This is a genomic window from Ralstonia mannitolilytica, from assembly GCF_905397375.1.
Taxonomy (GTDB): domain Bacteria; phylum Pseudomonadota; class Gammaproteobacteria; order Burkholderiales; family Burkholderiaceae; genus Ralstonia; species Ralstonia mannitolilytica.
The window spans coordinates 108,534-123,051 of record NZ_CAJPVG010000006.1 but is presented as its reverse complement, the minus strand read 5'-3'; the positions used below and the strand labels follow the sequence as shown (position 1 = coordinate 123,051).

The 14,518-nt window shown below is 66.1% G+C and carries 16 protein-coding genes; 4 read left to right on the top strand and 12 right to left on the bottom strand.

All coding sequences use genetic code 11. The features are described 5' to 3' along the window. Positions 1–63 precede the first annotated feature (63 nt). Positions 64–1,464 carry a GntP family permease gene (locus KHN96_RS13450; protein WP_062737892.1) on the bottom strand — a complete coding sequence of 467 codons (1,401 nt, stop codon included), beginning with the start codon at positions 1,462–1,464 and terminating at the stop codon, positions 64–66. A 152-nt stretch (positions 1,465–1,616) separates the two neighbouring features. After that, positions 1,617–1,958 carry a hypothetical protein gene (locus KHN96_RS13445; RefSeq protein WP_062737980.1) on the bottom strand — a complete coding sequence of 114 codons (342 nt, stop codon included), beginning with the start codon at positions 1,956–1,958 and terminating at the stop codon, positions 1,617–1,619. A gap of 182 nt (positions 1,959–2,140) precedes the next feature. On the opposite strand from KHN96_RS13445, the gene KHN96_RS13440 reads away from it, so the two are divergent. Further along, on the top strand, positions 2,141–3,472 hold the full coding sequence (locus tag KHN96_RS13440; RefSeq protein ID WP_045787556.1) for an MFS transporter: 1,332 nt from the start codon (positions 2,141–2,143) through the stop codon (positions 3,470–3,472). Positions 3,473–3,508: 36 nt separating this feature from the next. On the opposite strand, the gene KHN96_RS13435 is transcribed toward KHN96_RS13440, so the two are convergent. Continuing rightward, positions 3,509–4,261, bottom strand: a complete 753-nt coding sequence (locus KHN96_RS13435) for an NAD(P)H-binding protein (protein WP_062737981.1) — start codon at positions 4,259–4,261, stop codon at positions 3,509–3,511. A gap of 298 nt (positions 4,262–4,559) precedes the next feature. On the opposite strand from KHN96_RS13435, the gene KHN96_RS13430 reads away from it, so the two are divergent. Next, on the top strand, positions 4,560–4,844 hold the full coding sequence (locus tag KHN96_RS13430; protein ID WP_045787558.1) for an HU family DNA-binding protein: 285 nt from the start codon (positions 4,560–4,562) through the stop codon (positions 4,842–4,844). A gap of 81 nt (positions 4,845–4,925) precedes the next feature. Here the strand turns inward: KHN96_RS13430 and KHN96_RS13425 are convergent, their stop codons facing one another. From KHN96_RS13425 to xseA, 9 genes are all read right to left on the bottom strand, one after another. Next, positions 4,926–5,504: a HutD/Ves family protein gene (locus tag KHN96_RS13425; RefSeq protein ID WP_062737893.1), complete on the bottom strand. Its 579-nt coding sequence runs from the start codon at positions 5,502–5,504 to the stop codon at positions 4,926–4,928. Continuing rightward, the gene (gene hutG / locus KHN96_RS13420; protein ID WP_233902596.1) at positions 5,501–6,469 is read right to left on the bottom strand and encodes a formimidoylglutamase; all 969 of its coding nucleotides are present in this window, start codon (positions 6,467–6,469) and stop codon (positions 5,501–5,503) included. The genes KHN96_RS13425 and hutG overlap by 4 nt, the downstream gene beginning before the upstream one ends. Continuing rightward, positions 6,466–7,257, bottom strand: a complete 792-nt coding sequence (locus KHN96_RS13415) for an amino acid ABC transporter ATP-binding protein (RefSeq protein ID WP_062737894.1) — start codon at positions 7,255–7,257, stop codon at positions 6,466–6,468. The genes hutG and KHN96_RS13415 overlap by 4 nt, the downstream gene beginning before the upstream one ends. Continuing rightward, positions 7,254–7,922, bottom strand: coding sequence for an amino acid ABC transporter permease (locus tag KHN96_RS13410; protein WP_062737895.1), 669 nt, complete (start codon positions 7,920–7,922; stop codon positions 7,254–7,256). The genes KHN96_RS13415 and KHN96_RS13410 overlap by 4 nt, the downstream gene beginning before the upstream one ends. A gap of 18 nt (positions 7,923–7,940) precedes the next feature. Further along, positions 7,941–8,705 carry a glutamine ABC transporter substrate-binding protein gene (locus tag KHN96_RS13405; RefSeq protein WP_045787562.1) on the bottom strand — a complete coding sequence of 255 codons (765 nt, stop codon included), beginning with the start codon at positions 8,703–8,705 and terminating at the stop codon, positions 7,941–7,943. A 37-nt stretch (positions 8,706–8,742) separates the two neighbouring features. After that, positions 8,743–9,492, bottom strand: a complete 750-nt coding sequence (locus KHN96_RS13400; RefSeq protein ID WP_045787563.1) for an IclR family transcriptional regulator — start codon at positions 9,490–9,492, stop codon at positions 8,743–8,745. A gap of 123 nt (positions 9,493–9,615) precedes the next feature. Continuing rightward, complete coding sequence (locus tag KHN96_RS13395; protein ID WP_045787564.1) at positions 9,616–10,122, bottom strand: hypothetical protein; 507 nt, start codon at positions 10,120–10,122, stop codon at positions 9,616–9,618. Between the two features lie 263 nt (positions 10,123–10,385). Then, positions 10,386–10,964, bottom strand: coding sequence for a superoxide dismutase [Fe] (gene sodB / locus KHN96_RS13390; RefSeq protein WP_045787565.1), 579 nt, complete (start codon positions 10,962–10,964; stop codon positions 10,386–10,388). 142 nt (positions 10,965–11,106) lie between these two features. Continuing rightward, complete coding sequence (gene xseA / locus KHN96_RS13385) at positions 11,107–12,507, bottom strand: exodeoxyribonuclease VII large subunit (protein WP_062737896.1); 1,401 nt, start codon at positions 12,505–12,507, stop codon at positions 11,107–11,109. A 915-nt stretch (positions 12,508–13,422) separates the two neighbouring features. Between xseA and KHN96_RS13380 the strand changes: the two genes are divergently transcribed. Both KHN96_RS13380 and KHN96_RS13375 read left to right on the top strand, forming a co-directional pair. After that, positions 13,423–14,043, top strand: coding sequence for a MotA/TolQ/ExbB proton channel family protein (locus tag KHN96_RS13380; protein ID WP_045787567.1), 621 nt, complete (start codon positions 13,423–13,425; stop codon positions 14,041–14,043). A 28-nt stretch (positions 14,044–14,071) separates the two neighbouring features. Further along, positions 14,072–14,503 carry an ExbD/TolR family protein gene (locus KHN96_RS13375; RefSeq protein ID WP_045787568.1) on the top strand — a complete coding sequence of 144 codons (432 nt, stop codon included), beginning with the start codon at positions 14,072–14,074 and terminating at the stop codon, positions 14,501–14,503. Positions 14,504–14,518: the final 15 nt, after the last annotated feature.

The following is a 14,518-nucleotide window of genomic DNA, read 5'->3' as shown; positions in this document are numbered from 1 at the left end:
CGCGCGGCTATAAGAAAAAGCCACCGGCTATCGGTGGCTTTTTTCGTTGCGGCCGTCGCGGCGTCAGACGATGCCCGTGCCGTAGAACACAGCGATCACGAAGAACACGGCCAGCGTCTTGATCAGCGTGACGCAGAATACGTCGCGATACGCCTCGCGATGGGTGAGGCCCGTCACGGCCAGCAGCGTGATGACGGCGCCGTTGTGCGGGAGGGTGTCCATGCCGCCCGAGGCCATCGACGCCACGCGGTGCAGCACCTCCATCGGAATGCCCGTCGCCTGTGCGGCCTGGATGAACTGGTCGGCCATTGCCGCCAGCGCAATGCTCATGCCGCCCGACGCAGAGCCGGTGATGCCCGCGAGCGTGCTGACCGTCACCGCTTCATTGACGAGCGGATTCGGAATCGCACGCAGCCCCTCGGCCAGCACCAGGAACCCCGGCAGCGCGGCGATGACGCCGCCGAAGCCGTATTCCGAGGCGGTGTTCATCGCCGCGAGCAGCGCGCCCGAGACCGCGGACTTGCTGCCTTCGGCAAAGCGATCCTTCACGGCGCGAAAGCCGAACACGACCACCACGATGATGCCGATCAGCAGCGCGGCCTCCACGGCCCAGATGGCGGTCAGCTTGTCGGCCTCGACCGTCAGCGGCTTGGGCAGGCCCGGCAGTGCCACCGTGACGACCTTGCCGTACCACGTCGGAATCCAGCGCGTGAACAGCAGGTTCATCACACCCACAAGCACCAGCGGCGACAGCGCGACGAGCGGATGCGCGAGCGCGCCGGTCTCGGCCGTCTCCGGCTCGTTCACCAGCTTGGCGAGGCCGTGGTCATAACCGTGACCATTGCGCAGCGCGACGCGGCGGCGCCATTCGAGATACGCCATGCCCACCACGATGATGAACAGCGCGCCGATGGTGCCCAGCCAGGGCGCCGCCCACGACGTGGTGTGGAAGAACGTGGTCGGGATGATGTTCTGGATCTGCGGCGTGCCCGGCAGCGAGTCCATCGTGAACGAAAACGCGCCCAGCGCGATCGTGCCCGGGATGAGGCGCTTGGGGATGTTGCCTTGGCGGAACATCTCCGCCGCGAACGGGTACACCGCAAACACCACCACGAAGAGCGACACACCGCCGTACGTCAGCAGCGCACACACCAGCACGATGGAAAGCATCGCCCGCTTGGCCCCCACCACACGGATGACCGACGCGACGATCGAGCGCGAAAAACCCGACAGCTCGATCACCTTGCCGAACACGGCGCCCAGCAGGAACACAGGGAAATACAGTTTGACGAAGCCGACCATCTTCTCCATGAAGATGCCGGAGAACACGGGCGCCACGGCCGATGGGTCGGTCAGCAGCACCGCGCCGAGGGCGGCCAGTGGTGCAAACAGGATGACGCTGTAGCCGCGATACGCGGCGAACATCAGAAATGCCAGCGCAGCCAGCACGATGATGACGGACATCGACAATCTCCTCGCATGCTTTTCTTTTTAAGAGCGAAGGATTGTATGTCGCGATGCGACAGATGCCGTTACGCAATCACGCGTATTGAACTGGCCGCAGAACTGGCGTTCGGCCGCGCCGCCGTGCGTCTGCGTGACGCCGGCTTGACAGCTCAGCGATGGTGCCAGCCGCCGTGTCCCCAGTTGCCATGCCCCCAGCCGTGGCCGCCCCAGCCTCGCCCTCCCCAGCCGCGGCGGCAGTTCCAGCACCCGCCGCTGCCGATCCACACGCTGCCGTAGACGGGCGCCGGGTAGACGACCGGCCCGTAATACGGATATGGGTCGTACACGGGATACGCCGCCACGGGCGCGACGACGGCCGGCGACACCGGGTTCCCGTAGGCGTCGTAGTACGGCGCAGCCACGCAGCCGGTCAGCAACGCGGCGGCGCCCGCAACGAGCGCCCCCGGCAGGAAGGCGGCAAGGCGACGGCCGCATTGCAGCGTCGGGATCATGATGTGCTCCATTGAATGCCTATGCATATGTGTTCGACCGCGTTGAACGCTTTCAATTCCGAGGACTTCACCGCCGGGCGCTGCCAATTGCGGCCGGATCACTTACCATGACCGCTTCGCCGTCCGCACGGGGGAGAGAGAGCGCGGCCGGCGATGCCCCACACACACTGGAGGACACATCCATGCAAGCCACGGCAACGCCCAACCCGGGCGATCGTGCAACGGCCCCGGCCATCTCGGCAGCCACTCGACGCAAGGCCATCATTGCCGCCACCATCGGCAACGGTCTCGAATGGTTCGACTTTACGGTCTACAGCTTCTTTGCGGTCATCATTGCCAAGCTGTTCTTCCCCACGGGCAATGACTTCACCTCGTTCATGCTGACCGTCGCCACGTTTGGCGTCGGCTTCTTCATGCGGCCAGTCGGCGCGGTGGTGCTCGGCATCTATGCCGACCGCGTGGGCCGCAAGGCTGCGCTCACGCTCACCATCATGCTGATGGCGCTGGGCACGGCCATCATCGGGCTTGCGCCGACGTACGCGCAGATCGGCATCGGCGCGCCGATCCTCATCGTGATCGCGCGGCTCATCCAGGGCTTCTCGGCCGGCGGTGAAGTGGGCGGCGCCACGGCGTTCCTCATCGAATATGCGCCGGACGAGAAGCGCGGCTACTTCGCGAGCTGGCAGCAGGCGAGCCAGGGCATCTCGTTCATCCTCGGTGCGGCAATGGGCGCGATCGTCACGAATGGCCTGTCGCCCGAGCAGATCGACGCTTGGGGCTGGCGCATTCCGTTCCTGTTCGGGCTGCTGATCGGGCCGGTCGGCATGTACATCCGCTCGCATCTGCACGAGCCGCCCGCCTTCGAGGCGCAGAAGGCGAAGGCCGCCAAGGAGTCGCGTCTGGCGCCGCTGTCGCAGGTGCTGCGCGACCATCCGCGCGAAGTGCTCGGCGGCCTCGGCGTGACGATTCTCTGGACGGTCTGCACGTACACGCTGGTGTTCTACATGCCGACATACGCGAAGCAGCAGCTCGGCCTGCCGCTGGGCGCGACGTTCCAGTCGACGGCGCTGTGCGGCGCGATCATCTTCGTGCTGTGCCCGCTCATGGGCACGCTGTCCGATCGCGTGGGCCGCAAGCGCATGCTGGGCACAGTGGCGCTGGCCATTGCGGTGGCGGCCTATCCGCTCTTCCACTGGCTGAACGTCAACCCGACCGTGCAGACGCTGCTGCAGGTGCAGGTGATCCTGGGCGTGCTGCTGGCGGCGTTCACGGGTCCGGCGCCGGCGGTGCTGGCCGAACAGTTCCCGACCGCCGTGCGCTCGACCGGCCTGTCGATTTCGTACAACCTGGCGGTGACGATCTTCGGCGGCTTTGCCCCGCTGATCGTGACGTGGTTGATCGCAACGACCGGCAGCAAGCTGGCACCGTCGTATTACGTGATGGCCGCCGGCATCATCAGCGTCTGTGCACTGGCGCTGATGCACGACCGCACGGGCAAGCCGATCGAGAAGTAACGCTCGCAGATCCAGCTGTGCGCAACGGCCGGTGGCTTACCCCACCGGCCGTTCGTCTTTGGCGGCGAGCAATGCCGCGTTTTCGAGCAGGCGCACACCGGGCGCATCCACGCGCGCTGCGCTCACGAGCGCCGCCGCCACCGACTCCGCCGGCACGGGCCGCCAGGGCCTGGGCACCATCCAGCCGATCGCGCCCGACAGCGATTGCGCAATGCGTTCACCACGGCGCAATTCAGCCCGCTTGCCGAGCAGCAGCGAAGGCCGCACCACCGTGACCGACGCAAAGCCGACCGACAGGATCTCCGCCTCGGCTTCCCCCTTGCAGCGGTTGTAGAACACCCTGGATCGCGCATCGGCGCCCAGCGCGCTCACCAGCAGGAAATGATGGGCGCCAGCCGCAAACGCGCGGCGTGCCAGCTCCGCCGGATACTCGACATCCACGCGCCGGAATGCCGCCTCCGAACCAGCCTGGCGAAGGGTCGTGCCGAGCGCGCAGATGACGATGTCAGCAGCGAGGGCCGGCTGCGCTTCGGGCGCGTCCAGCCGCTCAAAGTCGACGACGTATTCGTGGAGCCGGCCCGGCATCGCGTGCTCGGGTGTCAAGGTTCCGGCGCGGCGTACGAGCGCGGTGACACGGCCGGGCCACGATTGCGCGGCGAGCCGACGCACCACGGCGCGGCCCACCAGCCCGCTTGCGCCGGCGACCAGCACCGACGGTCCGCGCGTTTGCCCGCCGACATGGCCATCGGCTGCCAAGCCTTGCGCAACAAGTGTTTGCGAACGCGACATGATGTTCTCCATGAGCTGCTACCTCGACAACGATGCGGCGCCCGACAGTTCGAGGGCGTGTCTGCCGCCTTCCCCCTGTGCGGTTCCGGGGCGAGAAAGGCTGTCTGAAATGCAAACAAACCCTGTCGATATCAGGTTTTTCCCGGATGCCGGCCCGCAAACGTAGACAGGACAAGTGTCGGCTGCAAGCAACGGCCCGCAAAGCCTTGCAGTTAGGGGATGTGCAACCCTTCGCAACGATGATATAAAACGGGTCGCAGTACAACGCTGTCCAACAAACCTGAAGTGGGGAAATGACATGACGACCAAAGCCGAACTCGTAGCCGCCATTGCCAAAGACGCAGAACTGAGCATCGCCGCCGCTGAGCGCGCACTGAACTCCGCGCTGGAAAACATCAAGAAGACCGTCGCCAAGGGCGGCACCATCACGCTGGTTGGCTTCGGTTCGTTCTCGTCGGGCAAGCGCGCAGCACGCACCGGCCGCAACCCGCGCACTGGCGAAGCCATCAAGATCCCGGCAACCAAGACCGTGAAGTTCACGGCTGGCAAGGGCTTCAAGGACGCCGTGAACAAGAAGAAGTAAGCGTCTTCCACCGTGCCCCGCGGGGCCGGGAGACTTGCAAGGGACCCTGCGGGGTCCTTTTTCTTTTGGCGCGCGGCAAGCTCACGTTGCTGGCCATAGGCTGACCAGATAGCCCGCCGAGGCCATGCGCGCAATGAGCGCATCGCTGCCGCTCGGGGCATCCAGCCAGGCAGCGGCATGCGGCCGCACCTCGATGGTGCCCACCGACAGCGCCCCCTCCACGCAGTACACCAGCCACTGCGCACCCGGATGCGCGACCGGCAATGCGCGGCGTGCGCCTGCCTCCATCGTGATGACCTCGACGTGATGCGCCCAGGCGCCGCGCCTGGTCATCACGTTGAAATCCGACAGCGGCGCGTCAAGCGTGGCATGGATATCGATCTCCCCGGCGAACCGCACGGGTGCATCGCCCGGCTTTAGCGAAACCGTCTCGCCATCTGCGCGATGCATCGTCAGGCGCCCGCCCGCGATCACCGCCAGCGAGCGGTCGATGCCGACAAAGCGCGAGAACGGTCCGGACACATCGACCTGCGCAGTACTGATGCGCCAGTCGAAGCCGTCCAGCGTCGCACCTGCCGGTGCGATGGCGATTTCGGTCGTAACGCCGCCGCCGTTCTTCCACGGCATGCGGCGCATGGCATCGGCAGAAATCAGCTTCATGGGCGAGACGGGCGACGCAAAAGGTGATACGCCAGACGCGCGGCCACGCGCACGGTGCGGCGGTCCTGGTCGTATTCGGGATTGGTTTCAGCGATGTCCGCCACGCGCACCTTGCCCGTGCCGCAGACGTGCTGCACCAGCGCTTCGAGCACCGGCAGCGTGATGCCGTACGCGGCGGGCGCGGACACACCGGGCGCGACCGCGGCAGCCAGCACGTCCATGTCGATGGTCAGGTAGACATGGTCGGCATCGGCCAGCCACGCATCGAGATCGGCCATGCGCGCATCGAGGTGGCGCTCCTGCACGTCGGTGTCTTCCACGTAGCGCGCGTGCAGCGCATCGGCGCGATCGAACAGCGCGGGCGTATTGGACAGGCGGCTCACCCCGAGGCAGCAGTACGTCAGGTCGATGCCGTGCGCGGCGCAGTCCTCGGCGATCTGGTCGAACGGCGTGCCGGAGTTGCCGGGCCGGCTCGTGCGCAAGTCGAAATGCGCGTCGAAATTGACGATGGCGAGGCGGCCGCGCCCGCCTTGCTTCTGCCAATGCCTGCGCAAGCCCTGGTAGGTGCCGAACGCAACTTCATGCCCGCCGCCGAGCACCACCGGGCGCGCGCCCGCATCGAGCAGATGGAAGACGGCATCACCGAGCGCCGCCTGCGCACGTTCCAGATCGCCGTCGTCGCAGGCCACGTCGCCGGCATCGGCCAGGTGCGCGAGTCCGTGTGCTGGCACATTGGCCAGCGCCCGGCGAATTTCGCGCGGGCCTTGCGCGGCACCGGCGCGGCCGTGGTTGCGCACCACGCCCGCGTCGCATGCAAACCCGAGTACGGCAGGCGTGCCCGAGAGCTTTACCGCATCGGCGCGCTGCACGATCTGGAACAGGCGCGTGACGTCGCCACGCTCGCCGGTGTCGTTGCGGCCCTGCCAGACGGAGGCATCGAACGTTGCAGCTGCGGTCATCGTCATGCGCGTGTCAGCACCGCTTGCAGGAACGACCGCGTGCGCGCTTCCTTGGGCTCCCCAAAGATGACCGACGGCGGTCCGGCCTCGACGATGCCGCCGCCATCCATCACCACCACCACGTCGGCCACCTCGCGCGCGAAACCCATCTCGTGCGTGACGACCAGCATCGTCATGCCTTCCTTGGCAAGCAGCTTCATGACCTGCAGCACCTCGCCCACGAGTTCGGGGTCCAGCGCAGATGTCGGCTCGTCGAACAGCATCACCTTGGGCTGCATCGCCAGTGCGCGCGCGATCGCCACGCGCTGCTTCTGCCCACCGGAGAGGCTCGCGGGCATCGCATCGGCCCTGTGTGCCAGGCCCACTTTCTGCAGCAGTTCACGCGCTTCGGCTTCCGCTTCGCTCTTCGACTTGCCGCGCAGCATGCGCGGGCCGATGGTGACGTTGTGCAGCACCGAAAGATGCGGGAACAGATTGAACGACTGGAACACCATGCCGACCTGCTGGCGCAGGTGGTTCAGTTCGCCATCGGGCAGCATCGTGCCGTTGTCGATCAGACGCTTGCCGCAGATGTCGATGGTGCCGCCTTCGGGCACTTCCAGCCCGTTGCAGCAGCGCAGGAACGTGCTCTTGCCCGAGCCGCTCGGGCCGATCACGACGACCACCTGCGAAGCGTCGACCTCGAAATCGATGCCCTTGAGCACGGGGTGATCGCCGTACGATTTCGTCAGGCCGCGGATCCGGATCATCGGTACGTCCGTCGCCGATTTCAGCGTTGCAGAATTCGTGTTCATTGCACCATGCCTCCTGCACGGATGTTGCGTTCAATCCGGTGCAGCAGATAGCTCGCGGCGCTCGTGAGCACGAGGTACACCAGCGCAATCGCCAGGTACACCTCCAGCGAGCGGTACGACACGCTGATGATCTTCTGCCCCTCGTGCATCAGGTCGTGAATCGTCAGCAGCGACACCAGCGCCGAGTTCTTGATGAGCGCGATGAACTCGTTGCCCAGCGGCGGGATCATCCGCACCACGGCCTGCGGCAGGATGATGGCGCGCATCGCCTGCCCCGACGACATGCCGATCGAACGCGCCGCCTCCATCTGCCCGCGGTCGACCGACTGGATCGCGCCGCGGACGATTTCCGACACATAGGCGCCCGAATACACGCCCAGCCCCAGCACGCCGCACACAAACGCCGGCAGCAGGATGTCGAACTGCGGCAGACCGAAGAACAGCAGGAAGAGCTGCACGAGCAGCGGCGTCCCGCGGATGAACGTCACGTACACCGTGCAGATGCCGTAGACAAAGCGCCGGCGCGGGTTCAACCGGCCGATGCCGACCAGCAGCCCGAGCACGCAGCCGAGCACCAGCGCGGCGGCCGTCACCTCCACGGTGACGAGCGCGCCGTGCACGATGTCGGCCCACCCCGCCCAGACGGGAGAAAAATCCAGTTCCATCAGCGTGTCCGTCGGTGGTTACTTGGCGGCCGCGCCAAACCATTTCTTGACGATCTGGTCGTACGTGCCGTCGGCCTTGATCTTCTCCAGTGCGGCGTTCAGCGCCTTGGTCAGTTCAGGCTGATCGCGGCGCACGGCGATGCCGTATTCCTCCGTCGTCAGCGCCGGCTCGACCAGGCGCAGGCCTGGGCGCATCTTCACGTAGTACGCGGCGGCGGGACGGCCCGTGACCGCCGCATCGGCACGGCCGATTTCGACGAGATTGAACATCTGCTCGTTCTTCTCGACTTCCACGCGCTCGACCTTCGGGTAGTTCTCCTTCAGGAAGTTGACCGACTTGGTGCCCACCTGCACGCTCACCTTCTTGCCGGCGAGGTCGGCCGGCGTCTTGATGGCGGTGTTGCCCTGCTTGACCATCGCCACCAGGCCGCCGTGGTAGTACGGTTCGGTAAAGTCGACCACCTTCTTGCGCTCGGGCGTGATGTAGATGCCCGAGATGGCCACGTCGAAGCGGCGCGACACCAGGCCCGGCACAAGGCCCTTGAAGTCGATGTCGGTCCATTCGACCGGGCGGCCCATGGTGCGGGCCAGGGCTTCGATCAGGTCGATATCGAAACCGGTGCGCTTGCCGTTTTCAACGAACTCCATCGGCGCGAATGTGGCATCGGTGGCCACGCGCAGCGGCTCGGCGGCGGCGTGCGCAGCGGTGGCGAAAGACACCGCAGCAGACAGCGCCACGGCACAAGCCAGCATCGAATGCATGAACTGACGGCGATTCCCCATGAGTGGTCTCCTTGTGTGGTGCATGTGGGGTGAAAAATCAGGTGTCCTGCAGCCGCGCTGAAATGGACGCAGCCGCAGCAACGGTCATATCGATCAGGCGCTGCTCCTTGCCGCGCACGCGCGTGGCAGGTGCCATCAACGTGATCGAGCCGAGCGCCTGGCCGGGCAGCCGGAACACCGGCACGCTCACGCCCCAGACGCCGGGGTCGACTTCACCTTCGGACAGCGCATAGCCCGCCGCGCGGATCTCGGCGAGTTCGGTCTGCAATTGGGCCTGCTGCTCCGGCTGGCCGGCCAGCAGGTCTGCGAGGATGGCGCGCGACGCGGCGGCCGGCATGAAGGCAAGCAGCGACTTGGCCGAGGCGCCGGCCAGCAGCGGCACGCCGCGCCCCTTCTCGAACGAGCAGCGCAGCGACTGCTGGCTCTCGACCATCTCGAGACAGACCGCCTGGTCCTTGACGGCCACCACCAGCCCGACCGATTCACCGGACTCCGCCACGAGCCTACCCATGCCGATGCGCGCTTCCTGCACGAGATGCGAGGCGTGGTCGAAGCCGAGCGCGAGCTGCAGGCTGATCGGCCCCGGCGCATACGTGCCCGCCGATTCGAGCACGAAGCCCCAGCGCTTGAGCAGCGCCACCTGGCGATACAGCGTGCTCTGCGGCAGCCCCGTCAGTTCGATGAGCTCACGTGCCGCAACGGGCCGGCCATGGCGCGCAATGGTGGCGAGCACCATCAGCACGCGGTCCGCGCCGGCGGCGGGGGGTGCTGAGATCGGCTCGGTCATCGCGGGGCTCCGTCATGTGATGTCGCGACGGAGAATGCGACGGATTTCTCAATCCATCAACGCATCATTCCCACAGAACGAGAAAAATGCTCGAACTCAGTATTTATACCTAGGGAGAATACGTCACATTTCTGTGTGCGCGGCGTGCAGACGGGTTTCGAGAAAGGCGGCGACCGCATGCGCCGACGCCTCACTCCGACATGTTGCGAGCGCGGCGTACAGCGGCGCGGCCAAACCGCTGAGGAAGTCGATCGGTGCCTCCGGACCTTCTGCGATGTAACGCTGCAGCGCAGAGAATGCGCCGGCCTGGCCCAGGCGCCAATCAGCAATGGAGCCCTGCCGCTCATGCCGTGCGGCCACCTGCCTGCCCGGTGCGGGCTTGGGCGGCATCTTGGGCTTGGGGGCATCGTTGACCGGCGCGCGGCTCGCGACGTAACCCTCGGCGAGCAGGCGCGCGAGGTCGTCCGTGACGGGGCCGGCGCCGCTCAACTGCGCGAGGATTTCCGCCGCCGTGCGCTCACCGCCCGCGAGCAGCAGGATCGCCCGCTGCCGGTGCGTGAGGTGTCCGCTGCGCGTTTGCAGCTCCTGCGTGCCGCGCTCCGTGCGCGACAGGATGTGGCTCAGATCCATCGCTCCCCCTGGTTTTGTGTGACGGCCGGATGACGTACCAGTCTAGAAAAAGCCGGTGCGATGCGGGCCGCTACGGCCGCAGGAAGCTCGTCATACCGACTATCATGTGCACGGCATTGCGCTGCGCACGAAATCGGGCTTGCAGTGAGCGGTGCTATGCAGCGTGCGGGGCTGCCGCATGCAAGTGCCTGAGTTGAGCGGAAAAAACAAGGCCCTCACGCGGAGGGCCTTGCTTCGGACGGGATGTCGAACCGTGGTTCGCTTCAGGCGAAGTTCTTCGCAACGAAGTCCCAGTTAACCAGATTCCAGAACGCCTCGACGTACTTCGGACGGGCGTTGCGGTAGTCGATGTAGTAGGCGTGTTCCCACACATCGCAGGTCAGCAGCGGCTTGGCATCCGTCGTGAGCGGCGTGGCGGCGTTGGAGGTCGACACCAGATCCAGCGTGCCGTCGGCCTTCTTCACCAGCCAGGCCCAGCCCGAACCGAAGGTCGTGACGGCGACCTTGGTGAACTCTTCCTTGAACTTGTCGAAGCTGCCCCACTTGGCGTTGATGGCGTCAGCCAGCGCGCCGGTCGGAGCGCCGCCGCCTTGCGGCTTCATGCAGTTCCAGTAGAACGTGTGGTTCCAGACCTGTGCGGCGTTGTTGAACACACCGCCCGACGACTTCTTGACGATGTCTTCCAGGCTCAGGTTCTCGAACTCGGTGCCCTTGATCAGGTTGTTCAGGTTCGTGACGTAGGTCTGGTGGTGCTTGCCGTAGTGGAACTCCAGCGTTTCCTTGGAGATGTGCGGCGCCAGGGCGTCTTGGGCGTACGGCAGCGGGGGGAGCGTGTGTTCCATTGTTCTTGCCTTCTGTGGGTTGTACAGGTTGGGAGCGACGATTGTAGGAGACTTGCAAAACCCGCGCAAACCGCCTGCCGAATAGTCGGAATACCCGCAAAACACACGCGGAATCGTGCCAAACCGGGCGGTTCCGCTGCGGTCACATGTCGAGCTTGGGCTGTGCCTGGGCGATCTCGATGTCCACGACGCCCTGCGCCAGGCGGGCTTCGACGTGCGCGCGGGCATGGAGCGCATTCGGGTCGCGGATCGCGTGGCCGCGGGTATCGAGCAGCACCGCGTAGCCGCGCTCCAGGGTGCGCTGGGGCGCCAGCAGCTCAAGGCCGGTGTGCTGGCGCGCCAGGCGCTCCCGTGCGCGGGTCAACGTCTCTCGCATGGCGCGTGCCAGCGCGGCTTCTGTCTGGGCGACGGCCGCCCGTTCGCGCGTGGCGTCCGGACGCGCAGCGGCAAGCCGCATGGCCAGCAGACGCCGCACGTGTTCCGCCCGCTGCACGCGGCCACTCAGGGCAGATTGCAGGCGCCGCTGCAGGTTCGCGAGTTGCGCGCGCCGCTCACGCATCTGCGCCTGCGGGCTGCGCAGCCGGCGTGCGAGCCAGTCCACCGTTTGCGCGCGGCGATCCAGCTGGCGGCGGAATTGCGCCGACAGCGCATCCCAGTCGCGCGCGACGTCGCGCAGCATGCGCGCGCGGTCCGGGCTGACCAGCTCGGCGGCGCCGGTGGGCGTGGGCGCGCGCACGTCGGCGACAAAGTCCACGATGGTCACGTCGGTCTCGTGCCCGACGCCTGCCACGATCGGGATGGCCGACGCAGCGACGGCGCGCGCGACCGGCTCTTCGTTGAAGGCCCACAGGTCTTCAATGCTGCCGCCGCCCCGGCACAGGATGACGACATCGACCTCCGCCCGGCCATTGACCCGCTCGAGCATCGCGGCGATCCGCTCGGACGCCCCGGCGCCCTGCACCGGCACCGGATACACCACCACCGGCACATGCGGCGCACGTCGGCGCAGCGTGGTCAGCACGTCGCGCAGGGCCGCCGCCTGCAACGACGTCACCACGCCGATCGCCCGCGGATGCCGGGGCAGCGGCCGCTTGCGGCCCGCATCGAACAAGCCTTGCGCCTCCAGCGCGGCCTTCAGCCGCAGAAACGCTTCATAGAGGTTGCCCAGGCCTGCCCGCCGGATGGCCTCGACGCTCAGTTGCAGCTCGCCGCGCGCCTCGTACAGCGTCACCAGCGCCCGCACTTCGACGGCTTCGCCTTCGCGCGGCGTGAAATCGGCGTACTGGTTGCGCCCCTTGAACATCACGCAGCGAATCTGCGCGCCGGCGTCCTTCAGCGAGAAATACCAGTGCCCGCTCGCCGCGCGCGTGAAGTTCGAGATTTCGCCCCGCACCCAGCCCAGCGGGAAATTGCGTTCGAGCAGTCCGGCAATCCGTCGGTTGACGTCGCTGACGGACAGTACCTCCTGGGCACCCCGATTTGGTGCGACCGGTACGGGCGCGGGCGGCGCGGGCGAGGCAGCCGCAGCGGCAGGTGTGTCCATCCAGAACGGTCGGCGTGAAGACGGCGGCGAGGTCATGAGTGGTGGGAACGGCGCAAAACGATGAGGCTTCGGGGCAACTTCTACCTTGAATAGGGGAGACGAGCGGGGCGAAACGGCAGACCTGTCCACAGCATAGCGCCCTTGTCAAGCTTGACAGAGCCCAGGTGACGCCCTCTATGCATTTTTTCGCAAGCCATTGATTCTTATGGAAAAACGGCCTATGTCAAAATTTCAGCAACGCAAGTAATTTCGTTCTGCGTCAAGCATTTAGCGCAGGCGCCCCAAGGATGTTCACAAAGTTATCCACAGCCGCGCTGGAAAACCGTGGTGACGTGCCCGGGCAGTGGATAAATCGGCCTGGGAAATGCGCCCGACACCCTCGCTCCACCCTGCGACACGTCGGCAACACGCCGCTGCCCAAACTTTAAGCAACGCAAAGAACATCCTTTTGAATCAGTTACTTAAGAATCTTGTCCGGGCAATGTCCACAACCGCTCCACAAGACTGTCCCGGTCCGGTGTGGATTATCCCCCCGCGCCCCCTGCTCCGGCCCGCTTTTTTGCTCGAATCCCGGCCGCAAGCCCCTCTGCCCGTTTTTTAAGCAACCAAGAGAACGCCTTTTCCGATCAAGCACTTAGCTTGCTTGTCCGGGCAATGTCCACAAGCCGTCCACAAGACTGTCCCGTCGCGTTGTGGATTGTGCGCACCGCTTTCGCGTGACGGCCGCCTGAACGCGAGGCGCGCGTGTCGCAACGCCGCGCCATCGTGTTGCCGAGGCAGTTGCGACGCGCTAGAGTGCTGCCTGTTTTTGCCGCAACGGGCCGCGTTCGGGGACGCGGACGGCAAGAGCTGCAACCGGGCACATCTCCATCGCCCGGATCCCACTCCTTCCACAACGACAAAACGGGTTGTCCAGTGTTTTCCATCATCCAAGCCGCCGGTTGGCCGATCTGGCCGCTGTTGATCGCCTCGGTGCTCGCGCTCGCGCTCATCATCGAACGGTTCATCGCCCTGCAGCGCAAGAAGATCATTCCGCCCAAGGTGTATGACGAGGCGCTGAGCATCGCGCACCAGCGCAAGGCCACGCCGGAAGTGGTGAACACGCTGGAACAGGGCTCCCCGCTGGGCCGCGTGCTGGCCACCGCGCTGCGCCACGTGGTGCTGCATCCGAACACCACCCGCGACGCCGCCAAGGAAGTGGTGGAAGAAGCCGGCCAGAACGTTGCCCACCGCCTGGAGCGCTATCTGAATGCGCTCGGCACGATCGCGTCGGTGGCGCCGCTGATGGGCCTGTTCGGCACCGTGGTCGGCATGATCGAGATCTTCGGCAGCCAGACCGCCGCCGGCACCAACCCGCAGACGCTCGCGCACGGTATCTCCGTCGCGCTGTACAACACGGCGCTGGGCCTGGTCGTGGCCATCCCGACACTGATCTTCTGGCGCTACTTCCGTGGCGTGGTCGACAACTACGTGGTGGAGCTGGAGCATCTGTCCACCACCTACCTCGACGCGATCCTTCCGCCGCGGCGCGGCTGATCCGGGCAACGCCACACTGGAAACAGCCATGCGCTTCCGCCCGCGCCGCGCCCGCGAAGAGCCGGAGATCAACCTGATCCCGCTGATCGACGTGCTGCTCGTGATCCTCATCTTCCTGATGATCACGACCACGTATTCCCGCTACACCGAACTGAAGGTCAACCTGCCGACCGCCGAGGCCGAGAAGGCCACCGAGCGCCCCGGCCAGATCGTCGTGTCCGTCACCGCGAACGGCATCTACTCCGTCGACAAGCAGGTGCTCGACACGCGCGACGTCACCAGCCTGGCCGATGCGCTGCGCAGCGCCGCGGGCAGCGCCGGCGGCCGCGAGCCCATCGTCATCGTCAACGCCGATGCGCAGGCCGCGCACCAGGCGGTCGTCAATGTCATGGAAGCCGCGCGCGTGGCGGGCCTCTCGCACCTGACGTTTGCCACCCAGACCGGCAAGCCAGGCCGTTAAACAACCTCCCTTCCC